Source organism: Micromonospora sp. WMMA1947, assembly GCF_027497355.1.
GTDB lineage: Bacteria > Actinomycetota > Actinomycetes > Mycobacteriales > Micromonosporaceae > Micromonospora.
In genome coordinates this window covers 2802158-2817706 of the sequence record NZ_CP114909.1, presented here as the reverse complement: position 1 = coordinate 2817706, position 15549 = coordinate 2802158, and the positions used below count along the sequence as shown (strand labels likewise).

13 protein-coding genes are annotated in these 15549 nt (G+C 72.1%); 6 read left to right on the top strand and 7 right to left on the bottom strand.

Features of this window, described 5'->3' with window-relative positions; genetic code table 11:
- Positions 1-58: 58 nt before the first annotated feature.
- From O7604_RS13590 to O7604_RS13575, 4 genes are read right to left on the bottom strand one after another with little or no spacing between them, the layout of a single operon-like run.
- Complete coding sequence (locus tag O7604_RS13590; RefSeq protein ID WP_269704110.1) at positions 59-769, bottom strand: ABC transporter permease; 711 nt, start codon at positions 767-769, stop codon at positions 59-61.
- Positions 769-1728 (bottom strand): ABC transporter ATP-binding protein, encoded by a 960-nt coding sequence (locus O7604_RS13585; RefSeq protein ID WP_269704109.1) that lies wholly within the window; start codon positions 1726-1728, stop codon positions 769-771. The genes O7604_RS13590 and O7604_RS13585 overlap by 1 nt, the downstream gene beginning before the upstream one ends.
- Positions 1725-2603 (bottom strand): ABC transporter permease subunit, encoded by an 879-nt coding sequence (locus tag O7604_RS13580; protein ID WP_281579785.1) that lies wholly within the window; start codon positions 2601-2603, stop codon positions 1725-1727. The genes O7604_RS13585 and O7604_RS13580 overlap by 4 nt, the downstream gene beginning before the upstream one ends.
- Entirely contained in the window at positions 2596-3510 is a 915-nt protein-coding gene (locus O7604_RS13575; protein ID WP_013288493.1) for an ABC transporter ATP-binding protein, read from the bottom strand. Before O7604_RS13575 ends, O7604_RS13580 begins: the two co-directional genes overlap by 8 nt.
- Before the next feature lie 197 nt (positions 3511-3707).
- On the opposite strand from O7604_RS13575, the gene O7604_RS13570 reads away from it, so the two are divergent.
- The 4 genes from O7604_RS13570 to galT all read left to right on the top strand — a co-directional run bounded on the left by O7604_RS13570 (position 3708) and on the right by galT (position 8948).
- Positions 3708-5255 (top strand): glycosyltransferase, encoded by a 1548-nt coding sequence (locus O7604_RS13570; RefSeq protein WP_281579784.1) that lies wholly within the window; start codon positions 3708-3710, stop codon positions 5253-5255.
- Positions 5256-5383: 128 nt separating this feature from the next.
- Positions 5384-6913: an adenylyl-sulfate kinase gene (cysC, locus tag O7604_RS13565; protein ID WP_281579783.1), complete on the top strand. Its 1530-nt coding sequence runs from the start codon at positions 5384-5386 to the stop codon at positions 6911-6913.
- Between the two features lie 176 nt (positions 6914-7089).
- Positions 7090-7878 (top strand): DeoR/GlpR family DNA-binding transcription regulator, encoded by a 789-nt coding sequence (locus O7604_RS13560; protein WP_281579782.1) that lies wholly within the window; start codon positions 7090-7092, stop codon positions 7876-7878.
- On the top strand, positions 7875-8948 hold the full coding sequence (gene galT, locus O7604_RS13555) for a galactose-1-phosphate uridylyltransferase (RefSeq protein WP_281579781.1): 1074 nt from the start codon (positions 7875-7877) through the stop codon (positions 8946-8948). Before O7604_RS13560 ends, galT begins: the two co-directional genes overlap by 4 nt.
- Positions 8949-9261: 313 nt before the next feature.
- On the opposite strand, the gene O7604_RS13550 is transcribed toward galT, so the two are convergent.
- The gene (locus O7604_RS13550; RefSeq protein WP_120573189.1) at positions 9262-10479 is read right to left on the bottom strand and encodes an NADP-dependent isocitrate dehydrogenase; all 1218 of its coding nucleotides are present in this window, start codon (positions 10477-10479) and stop codon (positions 9262-9264) included.
- A 139-nt stretch (positions 10480-10618) separates the two neighbouring features.
- Here O7604_RS13550 and O7604_RS13545 point away from each other — a divergent pair, with 139 nt between their 5' ends.
- Positions 10619-11452, top strand: coding sequence for an MBL fold metallo-hydrolase (locus O7604_RS13545; RefSeq protein ID WP_281579780.1), 834 nt, complete (start codon positions 10619-10621; stop codon positions 11450-11452).
- A gap of 121 nt (positions 11453-11573) precedes the next feature.
- Here O7604_RS13545 and mdh read toward each other — a convergent pair whose 3' ends face one another.
- Entirely contained in the window at positions 11574-12524 is a 951-nt protein-coding gene (gene mdh / locus O7604_RS13540; RefSeq protein WP_120573187.1) for a malate dehydrogenase, read from the bottom strand.
- A gap of 98 nt (positions 12525-12622) precedes the next feature.
- A complete protein-coding gene (locus tag O7604_RS13535) occupies positions 12623-13486 on the bottom strand; it encodes a bifunctional methylenetetrahydrofolate dehydrogenase/methenyltetrahydrofolate cyclohydrolase (protein ID WP_269704102.1) in 864 nt (287 codons plus the stop codon).
- A gap of 391 nt (positions 13487-13877) precedes the next feature.
- On the opposite strand from O7604_RS13535, the gene O7604_RS13530 reads away from it, so the two are divergent.
- On the top strand, positions 13878-15476 hold the full coding sequence (locus tag O7604_RS13530) for an ABC transporter substrate-binding protein (protein WP_269704101.1): 1599 nt from the start codon (positions 13878-13880) through the stop codon (positions 15474-15476).
- The last annotated feature ends 73 nt before the right edge of the window (positions 15477-15549 follow it).

Here is a 15549-nt window from a genome sequence, read left to right as displayed (position 1 = left end):
GGCGGGGCAGAACCCGTTTTCCGGCGCTCGTACCGGAGAACGGGTTCCGCCCCGCAGTTCAGCTCGTCTCGCCGGCCACGCTGAACGAGCGCAGGCGGTCGATCGCCAGCACGGTGAACCCGACCGCCACCAGGGCGGTGAGCACCGCCGCCACCGGCACCGAGACGGTGGTGCCGAGCAGCGGCGTCGGCGCCATCCGGTCGGCCAGGGCGATCACCCACTGCTGGATCGACAGCACCCGGGTGCCGCCGACGAACCGGCCCAGCAGCCCTTCCCAGATCAGCACGTAGACCAGGCCGAGCAGCACCGGCCGCCGGGTCACCAGGCTCAGCGCCAGGAACAGCGCCGAGTACGCCAGCGCGCCCGCCGCCGAGGCGGCGACCAGAGCGAGTCCGAGGCGTACCGAATCGGCGAGCACGCCCGCGACGTAGATCGGGATGCCGACGGTGACCGCTGTGACGCCGGCCGCGACCGCCAGCTTCGGCAGCACGATCTGCCAACGCGGCAGCGGCTTGGTGAGAATGTGCACGACGGTGCCGTCGTCGATCTCCGCGCCGAGCACGCCGGTGCCCACGATCAGCGCCACCACCGGCAGCACCACCGCGAGCCCGAGGCCGACGAGCACCGGCGGGCCCCACTCACCGGGGTCGACGCCGAGCGACCGGCACAGCACCGCCAAGCCGATCAGGACCAGCGGCAACGGCAGCAGCATGAGGAACCGGCTCCGGCCGAACAGGCCACGCGCGGTGATCCAGGTGACTGTCGACATCATGCCTCCACCAGATACGAGAAGACGCTCTCCAGCGACTCGTCCTCCGGCAGGAGCTGCCGGACCCGGATGCCGTGCCGGAGCGCGATCCGGGGCAGTGCCCGGGTGAACGCGCCGTAGTCGCCGGCCTTGACCGTCAGGCCGGTACGGTCCAGCTCGACGCCGGAGACCGACGCCTCGGCCATCAGCGCCACCGCCAGCGCCCGGTCGTCGGTGGAGCGGACCGCGAAGACGTGCGGCCGGTTGGTCATCAGGCGGCGGATGGTCCGGTAGTCGCCGGAAGCGGCGAGCCGGCCGGCCACCATCACCTGGACCGTGCCGGAGACCTGCTCGACCTCCTCAAGGATGTGCGAGCTGAACAGGATGGTCCGTCCCGCGTCGCCGAGGCGGTGCAGCAGCGCCATCATGTGCAGCCGCTGGCGCGGGTCCATCCCGTTGAACGGCTCGTCGAGCAGCAGCACCTGCGGATCGTGCACGAGCGCGGCGGCGACCCGGGTGCGCTGCCGCATGCCCTTGGAGTAGGTGCCGATCCGGCGGGTCTGCGCGTCTTCCATCTCGACCAGTTCGATCGCCCGCCGGGTGGCGGCCTCCGGGTCGGGCAGCCGGTGCAGCTTCGCGCTGGCGAGCACGAACTCGTACGCGCTGAGGAACGTGTGCACCGCCTCGCGCTCGCTGACCAGGCCGAGCCGCCGGTAGACGGCGGGGTTGCGCCAGGTCGGCTCCCCGTCCAGCGTGACGGTGCCGCGCGACGGGGACAGGAAGCCCGCCATCATGTGCAGCAGCGTGGTCTTGCCGGCGCCGTTGGGGCCGAGCAGACCGGTCACGCCGGGACCGAGCCGCATGGTGACGTCGTTCACCGCCACCACGTTGCCGTACCAGCGGGACACGCCCGCCAGGTCGAGCGTGCTCGTCGCGGCGGCGGGCGCGCCGGCCGTCGACTGGGTGCTGATCGCCGTCATCGGGCGGCCACCTTCCGGTATCGCAGGAGCAGCAGGCTGACGCAGGCGGCGACCAGCAGCACGGCGGCCACGGCGTAGACCGGTCCGAAGTCGCCGATCGGCATGCCGCCGCGTCCCTGGGTCAGCCGGTCGCCGAGCGCCCAGTTGCCCACGCCGCCGACGAGCGTCGGCGGGGAGGCCACGAAGGCCAGCTCGTTGATCGTCTGCGAGGGCAGGATGGACAGCACGCCGACCACCGGCGTGGTCATCAGGAAGACCGCCACGATGCCGCCGGCCGCGAACGCGCGCTTGCCGGTGAGCGAGGCGACGAGCAGGGCGATCGAGGCGAACACCACCGCCCAGAGCCCGGCGTAGAGCAGCCCGGGCAGCAGGTCGAGCAGTTCGTCCCACACCCCGCCGATACCCCGGTTCGTGGTGAACGCGGCGCCGAGGAACATCACCAGCTGCGGGCCGCCGAGCAGCAGCCAGAGCGCGGTGACGAGCGCCAGCAGCTTGGACAGCGCGTAGTCGCCGCGCGGCAGCGGCCGGGAGAAGTACAGCGGAAGCACGCCGCTGCGCAGGTCGCGGGAGACCAGCTCGGGCGCGGCCACCGCGGCGAAGAAGATGACCAGCCAGCTCATCGCGTCGGCGAACTGGGCGTACGTCATCACCACCTCGCCGATCTGGCTGCGCACCGCTGTGACACCGGCGGCCACCACGGTGACCACGGAAACCACCAGCCACGGGAAGATCTTGGCCTTGGCGCTGCGGCCCAGCCCGAAGACGGTACGCACGCCGTGCAGGTAGAGCGCGCCGAAGACCTGCCGGCGGCCGAGCCGCGGGCCGGTGTAGCGCTGGTAGCCGATGTCGTGGATGACCCCGGTCGCGTCAGACATGGCTGGGCTCCCTCGCGGCGAAGAGTTCGGCCACCCGGTGCCGTCGCTGGTCCAGCCGGTGCAGCGGCAGGTCCAGCTCGGCGACCGCGCCGAGGATCTGGTCGTAGGTGGCGTCGTCGGCGAGCGGGACGAGCAACAGCCGCCCGTCGCGGGTCACCGGCAGGTCGAGCGCGGTGAGCCGGGCGGCCAGTTCCTCCGTGCCCTCGCTCACCTCGACGGCGAGCACGTCGGTGGCCGTGGTCATGGCGGACACCCGGTCGGCGCGCAGCAGCCGCCCGCCGTCGATGGCGACGAGCGTGTCGCAGATCCGCTCCACCTCGCCGAGCAGGTGCGAGCAGACCACCACCGAGATGCCGAACTCGGTGCCGATCCGGTGGATCAGCGCGAGCATGGCGTCCCGGCCGGCCGGGTCGAGGCCGTTCGTCGGCTCGTCGAGCAACAGCAGGTCGGGATCGTGTACGAGCGCCTGGGCGAGCTTGACCCGCTGCTTCATGCCGGTGGAGTAGCCACCGACGGCCCGGTGCCGCTCCTCGTGCAGACCGACGTGGCGCAGCGCCTCGGAGGCCCGTTCCCGGGCGACGGTGCGCGGCAGCCCGCTGATCCGGCCCAGGTGGGTGACCAGCTCGGCGGCGGACAGGTCGGGCGGGAGGGCGTCGTGCTCGGGCATGTAGCCGACCCGGGCGCGGACCGCGGCCGGGTCGGTGGTGGGGTCGAGGCCGAGCACCTGTACCCGGCCGCTGGTCGGCGGGAGCAGACCCAGCAGGATCTTGATCAGAGTGGACTTGCCGGCGCCGTTCGCGCCCACCAGCCCGATGATCCCCGGCTCGACCGACACGGTGAGGTCGGCCAACGCGGTGACCCGGCCTCCGTACGTCTTGGTCAGCGACTCGGTCGCGAGCAGTGTCACGCCGTTCAGCGTAGAACTCGGATGCCTCGCCGGAGCCCGTCCTGACCCCTGCGATCCCCTGATCCTCGGCCGTTGCGGCCCCTAGGTGGCGTCCGGGCCTCCGGGCCTCCGGGCCTCCTGGTGACGGGACGGGGTAGCGGGGCGGCGACCGCTCCGGGATGCTGCCACCGGGTGAGGCGACTCGACGGGGGGGCGGCATGACCGACGATACGGACCGGCCGATGGTGAGCGTGGTGGTGCCCGCGTACAACTGCGGCGCGAACCTCGATCCGCTCGTCGCGTCGCTGCCGAAGCAGGGGCTGCCGCCCGGTTCGTACGAGGTGATCTTCGCCGACGACGGATCGACCGACGGCACCCCGCAGCGCCTGGACGAGCTGGCCGCCGCCGACCCGCACGTACGGGTGCTGCACCTGGAGCACTCGGGCTGGCCGTCGCACCCGCGCAACAGAGGGCTGGAGGAGGCGCGCGGCGAGTACGTCTTCTTCGCCGACGACGACGACTGGTTCGGCGACGACGCGCTGGCCCGCCTGCACGCCTGCGCCCGCGATCACGACGCGGACATCGTCATCGGGCGGATGGTCGGGCACCGGCGGGGCGTACCGCGGGAGCTGTTCCGGGAGAACCGGTTCGGCGTCACGCTGGCGGACGCGCCACTGGCCGACAGCATGACCTGCCACGCGCTGTTCCGGCGGTCCTTCCTGGACCGGCACGGGCTGCGGTTCCCGGAGGGCCACCCGCGCCGCCTGGAGGACCACCGGCTGATGGCGGCGGCCTACCTGCTGGCCGGGCGCGTCTGCGTGCTGGCCGACCACCCCTGCTACCACCACGTCCGCCGGGCGGACGCGGGCAACGTCACCGCCACCCGGATGGACCCGGCCGAGTACTACGCGGCGCTGCGGGAGGCGCTGGACATCGTGGACGCGAACCAGTCGCCCGCCGCGACCCGCCTCCGCCTGCAGCGGCGCTGGCTGCGCAAGGAGATGCTGAGCCGGCTGCGCGGGCAGACCCTGCTGAGCGCGCCGGAGCAGTGGGCCGACCAGGTGGCCGGCGAGGTGGGCCGGCTCGTCGAGGAGCGCTTCCCGCCGGAGGCGGTCGCCGGGCTCCCGCCGATGTTCCAGGTGATCGCGCACCTCGCCGCGCAGGGCCGGGTGGCGGACCTGCGCCGGCTGGCGGAGTGGGAGGTGAGCGTCCGGCCGCACGCCGCCGTCGACAGCTGGAGGATCGACGGGCGGACGCTGACGGTCGCCGTCTCCGCCGGCCTGCGGGCGGGTGACGAGCCGCTGCGCTTCGACGACCAGGGGCTGCCGGTGCTCCCGGTGGCCGACGCGGTACCGGCCGGGGTCGTGATGCGGGCGGGCGGGGCGAGGACCGATGTCGTCGTCCGCCGGCGGGAGACCCGGGAGGAGTTCTTCCTGCCGGTGGCCGCCACCACCGAGCGGGCCGAGGCCGGCGAGGTGCGCCACCGCAGCACCGCCACCGTCGACTTCGCGACACTCAACGGTGGCCGGACCCGGGGCACCTGGGAGGTCCGGGCCCGGGTGATCCAGGCCGGCTGGGCGCTGGACGCCCGCCTGCCGATCGTGGTGCGCTGCCCGGCCGACGGCGGCCTGCCCCGGGTGGAGGACCCGCGCCGGCTCCGGTCCCGGCTCCGTCGCGCGGTCCGGCGGATCCGGGACCGGGCGCTCGGCCGGTCGGCGCGCGCCGGCAGCCGTTCGCACGATCGGCCGGCCGCCGCTCGCCGTTAGGATTCGATGACCCCGGTTCGCCTTCGGCACCGCCGCCGGACACGCGATCACCGGGAGGCCGGGTGGCGCTCTCGACCGATCGCCGGTGGGCTGCGAAACTGTGTGCCGGCCGGTGAGTTGGGGGTTCGATGAGCAACGGGTGGCTGCTGCCCGAGGACGTTCTGCGGGATGCGCCGTCGTACGCGCCCAGGCCCGCTGAGCTGGCCGATCTCCAGTTGTTGCTGAGTGGGGCGTACGCACCGCTCACCGGTTTCATGAGCCGGGCCGACCTGGCCTCGCTGAACCGGCGCGGCCGGCTGGCCGACGGCACGCCGTGGCCGGTGCCGGTGACGCTCCAGGTGCCGGCGGCGCTCGCCGACGGGCTGGACCCGGCCGACCCGACCCGCCGTGCGGTGGTGCTCACCGACGGTGAGGGCGCACCCGTGGCGGCGATGGACGTGACCGACGTCTGGCCGGGCCGCGAGGGCATGGTGGGTGTCGGCGGCGCGGTACGCCGCCTGGGCGACGGCGGCCACGGGCCGTTCCAGCGGCTGCGGCGCGGCCCCGACGAGGTACGCGGACTGCTGCCGCCGGGCCGGGTGCTCGGCGTGTTCGCCGACCGCCCGCTGCACCGGCCCCAGCTCGCGCAGATCGCGCACGCGGCCCGGACGCTCGGCGCGCACCTGCTGGTGATGATCCCGATCGGCGAGGAGTCGATCGCCGGGCTGCCGGCCGAGGCGCTGGTGCGCAGCGTGTTCGCCGCGCGTGACCGGATGCCCCCGGCCACGCTCGTGGCGGTGCCGCTGGCCCGGCGACGCGACGAGATCAGCGACGCGTTGCTGCGGGCCCGGGTCGCCGCCGCGTACGGGGTGACCCACCTGCTCTCCACCGAGGGCATGCTCTCCGGCGCCGGCCTGCGCGTGCTGGTGCCGCGCGAGCTGGCCTACGACAACCGGGACGGGCAGTGGCGCTGGCGCGAGGACATCCCGCCCCGCAACCGGCGGCTGGCGCTGAGCACGCAGGAGATCGACGACCTGCTGGACCGGGGGTTCCCGCTGCCCGAGTGGCACACGCCGCCGGCGGTGGCGAAGGAACTGACCCGGGCGCGCCCGCCGCGGCGGCACCGGGGCCTGGTGATCTTCCTGACCGGGCTGTCCGGCTCGGGCAAGTCGACGATCGCCCGTGGGCTGGCCGACGTGCTCCGCGAGCAGGGCGACCGCACGATCACGCTGCTCGACGGCGACGTGGTGCGGCGCGAACTCTCCGCCGGGCTGGGATTCAGCAAGGCCGACCGGGACCTCAACGTCCGCCGGATCGGCTGGGTGGCCGCGGAGATCGCCCGGCACCGGGGCGTCGGCATCTGCTGCCCGATCGCGCCGTACGCGGCGGCCCGCGCAACCGCCCGGGAGATGGCCGAGACGGCCGGGGCGGGGTTCCTGCTGGTCCACGTGGCGACGCCGCTGGCGGTCTGTGAGCAGCGCGACCGCAAGGGCCTGTACGCCCGCGCCCGGGCCGGTCTGATCACCGGGATGACCGGCATCGACGACCCGTACGAGGAGCCCACCGACGCCGACCTGGTGGTGGACACCTCGGATCTGAGCGTCGAGGAGGCCATCGGGAAGGTGATGGAGCACCTCACCGAGACCGGCTGGGTGGAGCCCCGCCTCCAGCCCGCCTGACCTCCGGCCGCCGGACGCGTCCGGCCTGTGAGCACCTAGACCGCCGTCGTCCGGCCTTCCGGACGGCGGCGGTCTCGCATCACCCCTCGTTGCGCGGTAGTGTTCGTCTTTGTTGGAACACGTTCGACCGCGTGGAGTGCCCACGTGAGTCGGTGAGGCGCGGAGGTGAGCCGGGGATGCTGGCGCGGCAGCGGCAGACGGCCATCCTGGAACGACTGCGCCGCGCCGGTGGCGTCCGGGTCACCGAGCTGGCGGCCGAGTTCGGCGTCTCCGACATGACCATCCGGCGCGACCTGGACACGCTGCACGAGGCGGGCCTGCTCGCCAAGGTGCACGGCGGCGCGACACCGGCCGGTCCCGGCTCCACCGACGAGCCCGGCTTCCACGCCAAGTCCGTCCGCCAGTCCGCCGAGAAGGCCGCCATCGCCGAGCACGCCGCGGGACTGGTCCGGCCCGGCGCCGCCATCGCGCTCTCCGCCGGCACCACCACCGCCGAACTGGCCCGGCGACTGGTCGACGTGCCCGGCCTCACAGTGGTCACGAACTCGCTTCCGGTGGCGGAGGCCCTGCACGTCGGTGGCCGGCCGGACCAGACGGTGGTGCTCACCGGCGGCGTCCGCACCCCGTCGGACGCGCTCGTCGGCCCGCTCGCCGTGGCCGCGATCGCCGCGCTCCACCTGGACCTGCTCTTCCTCGGCGTGCACGGGATCAGCGAACGGGCCGGTTTCACCACGCCCAACCTGATGGAGGCGGACACGAACCGGGCGCTCGTGGCCGCGGCGGACCGCCTGGTGGTGCTCGCCGACCACACCAAGTGGGGCACCGTCGGCATCTCGTCGATCGTGCCGCTGGACGCGGCGGACGTGCTGGTCACCGACGACCGGTTGGCACCCGAGGCCCGACGGGTACTCGAGGACAGGGTGGGCGAGCTGGTGACGGTGCCCACGACGAGGGGGGCGGAGTGAAGCGTACGCAGATCGCACTGGCCGACGGCCGCGAGCTGATCTACTTCGACGAGCGGGACGACGCGGTCCGCGACCAGCCGGACCGGCGGGACCTGCCCCCTCCCCCGCCCGCCTCGCAGCTGCGGTACGACCCACTGACCGACGAGTGGGTGGCGGTGGCGGTGCACCGCCAGACCCGCACGTTCCTGCCCCCGGCCGACCAGTGTCCGCTCTGCCCGTCCCGCGGTGACCGGCACAGCGAGATCCCGGCGCCCGACTACGACGTGGTGGTCTTCGAGAACCGGTTCCCCTCGCTGAGCCAGCGGGTGGCCGACGAGCCGGCCGAGATCACGCCGTTCACCCCGGTACGCCCCGGCCGCGGAAAGTGCGAGGTGGTCTGCTTCACCGACGACCACAACGCTTCCTTCGCCCGCCTCTCGCCGCGACGGGTGCGAACGGTGCTGGACGCGCTCGCCGACCGCACCACGGCGCTGAGCGCGCTGCCCGGCGTGGAGCAGGTCTTCCCGTTCGAGAACCGCGGCGTGGAGATCGGAGTGACGCTGCACCACCCGCACGGGCAGATCTACGCGTACCCCTTCGTCACGCCGCGCACCCGGACCATGCTCGCCGCCGCCCGGCGGCACGCCGACCGCACCGGGGGCAACCTCTACGCCGACGTGCTGGCCGCCGAGCGCGCCGCCGGGGAACGGGTGGTGACGAGCAACGAGCACTGGACCGCGTACGTACCGGCGGCGGCCCGCTGGCCGTTCGAGGTGCACGTGGCGCCGCACCGGCCGGTGCCGGACATCCCGGCGCTCGACGACGCCGAGCGGGACGCGTTCGGGCCGCTCTACCTGGACCTGCTGCGCCGCTTCGACGGGCTGTTCGACCTGCCCATGCCGTACATCGCGGCCTGGCACCAGGCGCCGGTACGGATCGACAGGGAGCTGGGCCACCTGCACCTGCAGCTGTTCAGCATCCGGCGGGCCAAGGACAAGCTGAAGTACCTGGCCGGGTCGGAGTCCGGCATGGGCGTGTTCATCAACGACATCGCCCCCGAGCGCGCCGCCGAACTGCTCCGCACCGCGTGAAAGGAAGGGCCCCTTATTAACGCCTGCGGTAGAGGAAGGGCCCCTTCTTAACCACCGCGGCGCGCGCATGGGGGCGCGGGGGGCCCGGGACAGGACCCCCCGCAGGGAAGGGACGGCTGGCTGCGCTGAGCAGCCACGAAGGTCGGCCGGCCGGCGCACGGCCACGGCCCACCTTCCTGGACGCGACTGGCATCTCGTCCACTCTGTCAACGAGGGCGCACCGGGCGAAGTCACGCCCGTCCCGACCGGCCCGAGGTGTTAAAAAGGGCCCCTTCTACAACGCGAGGCGTTAAGAAGGGGCCCTTCCTTACACTCAGGCGGCGAGCTTGCGCGCCAGGTTCTCGTCGAGCGCGTTCATGAACTCGTCGGTGGTCAGCCACGGGGCGTCCCGCGAGATGAGCAGCGCGAGGTCCTTGGTCATCTGGCCGCCCTCGACGGTGTCCACGATGACCTTCTCCAGCGTGTTCGCGAACTCGGTGACCGCCGGGGTGCCGTCCAGCTTGCCCCGGTGGGCCAGGCCCCGGGTCCAGGCGTAGATCGAGGCGATCGGGTTGGTCGAGGTCTTCTCGCCCTTCTGGTACTGCCGGTAGTGCCGGGTGACGGTGCCGTGCGCGGCCTCCGCCTCGACGGTGCGGCCGTCCGGGGAGAGCAGCACGGAGGTCATCAGGCCGAGCGAGCCGAAGCCCTGCGCGACGGTGTCGGACTGCACGTCACCGTCGTAGTTCTTGCAGGCCCAGACGTACCCGCCCTCCCACTTGAGCGCGGCGGCGACCATGTCGTCGATCAGCCGGTGCTCGTAGGTGAGGCCGGCGGCGTCGAACTCGGCCTTGAACTCGTTCTCGAACACCTCGGCGAAGATGTCCTTGAACCGGCCGTCGTACGCCTTGAGGATGGTGTTCTTGGTGGACATGTAGACCGGGTAGTTGCGGTCCAGGCCGTACCGGAACGAGGCGCGGGCGAAGTCCCGGATCGACTCGTCGTAGTTGTACATGCCCATGGCGATGCCGCCGCCGGGGAAGTTGGCGACCTCCATCTCCATCGGGGTGCCGCCGTCGGCCGGGGTGTAGGTGATGGTCACCGTGCCCGGGCCGGGAACGACGAAGTCGGTGGCCTTGTACTGGTCGCCGTGCGCGTGCCGGCCGATGATGATCGGCTTGGTCCAGCCCGGGACGAGCCGCGGCACGTTCGACATGATGATCGGCTCGCGGAAGACCACGCCGCCGAGGATGTTGCGGATGGTGCCGTTGGGCGACCGCCACATCTTCTTCAGGCCGAACTCCTCCACCCGGGCCTCGTCCGGGGTGATGGTGGCGCACTTGACGCCGACGCCGTGCTCCTTGATGGCGTTGGCGGCGTCGACGGTGACCTGGTCGTCGGTGGCGTCACGGTGCTGGATCGACAGGTCGTAGTAGTGCAGGTCGACGTCGAGGTAGGGCAGGATCAGCTGCTCCCGGATCTGCTTCCAGATGATCCGGGTCATCTCGTCGCCGTCGATCTCCACGACCGGGTTGTTTACCTTGATCTTCGCCATCGGCCGGCGCTCCTCTCGGGGGACACGTGCTCAAGCAGTACGAGCGTACTGGAAACTGGCCGGCAGTCCCCAGGCGGCCCGGGTGGGCCGCCGGAAAAGCGGGCTGCGCCGCGCCTCGGGCCGCTGGCATCATCGTCCGATGCCGCACAGCCGCACCCTCGGGTCTATCACGGTCACCGCGCTGGCCGACGGCGAGGGGCCCTTCTTCCAGCCCCGCGGCGAGGCGTTTCCCGACGCCACGGCGGCGAACTGGATGGCGGCCGACCGGCTCGACCCGGGTGCCGTCACCGGCGACGGCCGGTGGTGGCTGCGGTTCCGCGCGTTCGCGGTGCGGGCCGGCGACGGGCCGGTCACGCTTGTCGACGCCGGCATCGGCCCGGCCGGCTCGCTCGCCGCGAGCTGGGCGCCGGTCCCGGGCCGGCTCCCGGCCGAGCTGGCCGCCGCCGGGATCGACCCGGCCGACGTCCGCACCGTGGTCCTCACCCACCTGCACACCGACCACGTGGGCTGGGCCGGCGCGCTGTTCCCGAACGCGGATCATCTGATCCAGCGCGCCGAGCTGGACGCGCTGGAGCTGTTCCACCCGGACCTGCCGGCCCGGCTGCTGGGGCCGTTGCGCGCCGCCGGCCGGCTGCGGGTGGTCGACGGCGACACGCCCCTCACCCCGGGGGTACGACTGCTGCACACCCCCGGGCACACGCCGGGTCACCAGTCGGTGCTGGTCGAGGCGGACGACGAGCGCCTCCTGGTCACCGGCGACCTGCTGGTGCACGCGATCCAGTTGGTCGACCCGGCGCTGGCGTACGCCCACGAGGAGGACCCGGCCACGGCCCGCCGCTCCCGGCAGCACCTGCTGGCAACCCTCTCCCCCGCCGTCCTGGCCACCCCCCACCTGACCGCCCCCTTCACCACCCACCCCACCCCGCGCCCCACACCCGCGCCTCACGCCGTCGATCATGAGGTTGGCCGGTGAGTTGATCTCCTTTTCCGCCGTCAACTTCATGATCGACGGGGAGGACGGGGGACGGGCGCGGGCGGGACGGCAGAAGGCCCGCCGGCGAAGCCGACGGGCCTTCGACGCGATGGGACGGGCGTCACATGCTGGCGACGTCACCCTGCTTGGCGCGGACGGCCTCGGCGGCCTCCTTCAGCGCGGCCAGCTCGTCGGCGTCCAGGTCGGTCTCCACGACCCGCTTCACGCCCTCGGCGCCGATCTCGGCCTCGACGCCCAGGTAGACGCCGGAGATGCCGTACTCGCCGTCTACCCAGGCGCAGACCGGCATGACGGCGCCGGAGTCCTCGGCCACGGCCTTCGCCATCCGGGCCGCGGCGGCGGACGGGGCGTAGTACGCGGAACCGGTCTTGAGCAGCGCGACGACCTCGGCGCCACCGTTGCGGGTCTTGACGACCAGCTCCTCGATCTGCTCGGCCGGCATGACGTCACGCAGCGGCTTGCCGTTCACGGTGCTCTTGGACGGCACCGGGACCATGGTGTCGCCGTGCGAGCCGAGCGTCAGGGTCCGTACCGACTTCACCGGTACGCTCAGCGCCTCGGCGACGAAGTTGGTGAAGCGGGCGGTGTCGAGCATGCCGGCCTGGCCGAGCACCCGGTTCTTCGGGAACTGGGTGGCGAGCTGGGCCAGCGCGGTCATCTCGTCGAGCGGGTTGGACACCACGATGACGACGGCGTTCGGGGCGTACTTGGCGACGTTCTCGGAGACCTGCCGGACGATCTTGGCGTTGGTCTCCAGCAGGTCCATCCGGCTCATGCCCGGCTTGCGCGGCAGGCCGGCGGTGATGACGACGACGTCCGAGCCCTCGATGGCGTCGTAGCCCTCGCCGTTCGGGCCGGTGGTGACGCCGACGACCTTGGTCTCGAAGCCCTCGACCGCGCGGGACTGGTTGAGGTCGAGCGCGAGGCCCGCCGGCTTGCCCTCCACGATGTCGGTGATCACAACGGTGTCGAAGACGTCGTACTCGGCCAGGCGCTGTGCGGTGGTCGAGCCGTAGAAGCCGGCGCCGACGACAGTGACCTTCTTACCCATGGTCGTCCCACTCCCTGATACCAGTCGGTTTTCCGGACCGTATCAGCCATCCTGGCACCGATCGGGCCAGGGGCGGACGGTTATGACCTGCGTGGGCGTCAGGCGGTCCGCTCGGCCCGTTCGACCACGTTCGTCAGCAGCATCGCCCGGGTCATCGGGCCGACACCGCCGGGCATCGGCACCAGCTTGCCGACGACCTCGGCCACCTCCGGGTCCACGTCGCCGGTGTAGCGGCCCTTGCCGTCCTCGCCGATGACCCGCGTGATGCCGACGTCCACGACCGTCGCGCCCGGGTTGATCATGTCGGCGGTGAGCAGGCCCGGCACCCCGGCGGCGACGATGACGACGTCGGCGGCGCGGGTGTGCGCGGCCAGGTCGAGCGTGCCGGTGTGGCAGAGCGTCACGGTGGCGTTCTCGCTGCGCCGGGTCAGCAGCAGGCCCAGCGGGCGGCCGACCGTGTTGCCCCGGCCGACGACTGCCACGTTCGCGCCGCGCAGCGGCACGTCGTGCCGGCGCAGCAGCTCCACGATGCCGCGCGGGGTGCAGGGCAGCGGCCCGTCGTACCCGAGGACGAGCCGGCCCAGGTTGACCGGGTGCAGCCCGTCGGCGTCCTTGTCCGGGTCGATCGACTCCAGCGCGCGCTGGGTGTCGAGGTGGCCGGGGAGCGGGAGCTGGACGATGTAGCCGTGGCAGGCCGGGTCGGCGTTCAGCTCGGCGAGCGCCGCGTCGAGCTGCTCCTGGGTGGCGTCGGCCGGCAACGCGACCCGCAGCGAGGCGATGCCCACCTCGGCGCAGTCGCGGTGCTTGCCGTTGACGTACGCCTGGGAGCCGGGATCCTCCCCGACCAGTACCGTGCCGAGGCCGGGGGTGATGCCGCGTTCCGCGAGCGCCTTGACCCGGGCTCGTAGCTCGTCCTTGATCTCCGCCGCGGTGGCCTTGCCGTCCAGGATCGTCGCCGTCACGTCGTGATCGTCTCACGGCCGCGGACGGACCCGGACGACGACGGCTGACGATCACGCTGCGCAACGTGCGTTACATCACCGAGAGTGACCAGTCACGGTGACGCGCCGGGCCGTCAGCACCCTTGGAGGCAGGTACCTGACGATCGGGACGGACGCCCCAGGGCCACCCGTAGCGCTCTGATCGGTTCAGCGTCGGCGAAGAAAAGGCCTGGTGAAGTCCACGCGTAGCAGACAGATCCGGCAGCGGCAACGGCTGGCGAACACGATCCGTCATCGATTGACCACGCGAATGTTGTCGACCGGCCGGATCGCGACCTACCGTTACCGCTCGTTGCGCAGAGTCACCCAGCGTCGGGACGACCGCGCAGCGTGAGGAGATGAGGAGACCCCCATGCGTGTTCGTAGGCTCGCGGCCTGGGCCGCGCTCCCGCTCGCGGTGACGCTGGGCCTGACGGCCTGCGGCTCGGGCGGTGGCGGCGGCGGTGCCGGCGACTCCGACGCGGCCGTGCGGATCGAGATCGCCGAGCCGCAGCACCTGGTGCCCACAAACACCAACGAGACGAGCGGCTCCCAGGTCCTGTCGGCCCTGTTCAGCCCGCTCGTCGACTACGACGAGGCGAACAAGCCGCACGAGGTGGCGGCGGACTCGGTGACGACGTCGGACAACAAGGTCTGGACGGTCAAGCTGAAGCCCGGCTACACCTTCCACAACGGCGAGAAGGTCACCGCCGACAACTACATCGACGCCTGGAACTACGGCGCGTACGCGCCGAACGGCCAGAACTCCAGCTACTTCTTCGAGAAGGTGGCCGGCTACGACGACCTGCAGGGCGAGAACCCGAAGGCGACGACGATGAGCGGCCTGAAGAAGGTCGACGACCTGACCTTCACCGTGACGCTCAGCCAGCCGTACGTGGACTTCAAGTCCATGCTCGGCTACACCGCCTTCTACCCGCTGCCCAAGGCGGCCTTCTCGGCGCCGGGCGTGCTCGCCGAGGGCTACGAGCAGGCGCCGATCGGCCAGGGCCCGTTCAAGATGAAGGGCAGCTGGCAGCACGACGCCAAGGTCGAGGTGGAGCGCTACGACGCGTTCCCGGGCCAGCAGCCCAAGGTCGGCGGCGTCGAGTTCCGCATCTACCAGCAGCCGACCGCGGCGTACGCGGACGTGCTGTCGGACAACCTCGACGTGATCAAGACGATCCCGACCGAGAACCTGTCCACCGCCGCGACCGACCTGGGCGACCGCTTCCAGCAGAGCCCCGCCTCGTCGCTGCAGGTGCTGGCCTTCCCGACGTTCCAGGAGGAGTTCAGCAAGCCCGAGGTGCGCAAGGCGATCTCGATGGCGATCGACCGCGACGAGATCACCAAGTCGATCTTCAAGGACTCGCAGCAGCCGGCCCGCTCGTTCGTCTCGCCGGTGGTGGCCGGTTACCGGGAGAACACCATCGGCACCGCGGGCGCGTTCGACCCGGTCAAGGCCAAGGCCGCGTACGAGGCCGCGGGCGGCCCGAAGAAGATCGAGCTGTCCTACAACGGCGACGGCGGCCACAAGGACTGGATCGACGCGACCTGCAACCAGCTCAAGGCCAACCTGGACGTGGAGTGCGTCGGCACCGCCGAGCCGAAGTTCGCGGACCTGCTGACCAAGCTGAAGCAGAAGCAGCCGGTCGGCCTGTTCCGGATGGGCTGGGTCATGGACTACCCGTCCATGGAGAACTACCTCGGCCCGCTGTACAGCAGCACCGGCTCGTCGAACTACTACGGCTACAGCAACCCGGAGTTCGACAAGCTGCTCGCCGAGGGCGCCCGCGCGGCGACCGAGGACGAGGCGATCAAGAAGTACCAGGCGGCGGAGGACCTGCTCGCGCAGGACATGCCGGTGATCCCGCTCCGGTACGGGCAGAACAACTTCGGCCACTCGACCAAGGTCAAGAACGTCCACGTGGACCTCTTCGACCGGGTGGACCTGCTGAAGATCGAACGCGCCTGACACCCCGCTGACGGGCCGGGCCACCCCCACCGGGTGGCCCGGCCCTCGCATTGGCACGCATTTCGGCCGCTTT

Bases quoted from the DNA above. Each gene is read 5' to 3' on its own strand.
- O7604_RS13590 (WP_269704110.1), bottom strand. From the start codon at position 769: ATGTCGACAGTCACCTGGATCACCGCGCGTGGCCTGTTCGGCCGGAGC.
- O7604_RS13585 (WP_269704109.1), bottom strand. From the start codon at position 1,728: ATGACGGCGATCAGCACCCAGTCGACGGCCGGCGCGCCCGCCGCCGCG.
- O7604_RS13580 (WP_281579785.1), bottom strand. From the start codon at position 2,603: ATGTCTGACGCGACCGGGGTCATCCACGACATCGGCTACCAGCGCTAC.
- O7604_RS13570 (WP_281579784.1), top strand. From the start codon at position 3,708: ATGACCGACGATACGGACCGGCCGATGGTGAGCGTGGTGGTGCCCGCG.
- cysC (WP_281579783.1), top strand. From the start codon at position 5,384: ATGAGCAACGGGTGGCTGCTGCCCGAGGACGTTCTGCGGGATGCGCCG.
- O7604_RS13560 (WP_281579782.1), top strand. From the start codon at position 7,090: ATGCTGGCGCGGCAGCGGCAGACGGCCATCCTGGAACGACTGCGCCGC.
- O7604_RS13550 (WP_120573189.1), bottom strand. From the start codon at position 10,479: ATGGCGAAGATCAAGGTAAACAACCCGGTCGTGGAGATCGACGGCGAC.
- O7604_RS13545 (WP_281579780.1), top strand. From the start codon at position 10,619: ATGCCGCACAGCCGCACCCTCGGGTCTATCACGGTCACCGCGCTGGCC.
- mdh (WP_120573187.1), bottom strand. From the start codon at position 12,524: ATGGGTAAGAAGGTCACTGTCGTCGGCGCCGGCTTCTACGGCTCGACC.
- O7604_RS13530 (WP_269704101.1), top strand. From the start codon at position 13,878: ATGCGTGTTCGTAGGCTCGCGGCCTGGGCCGCGCTCCCGCTCGCGGTG.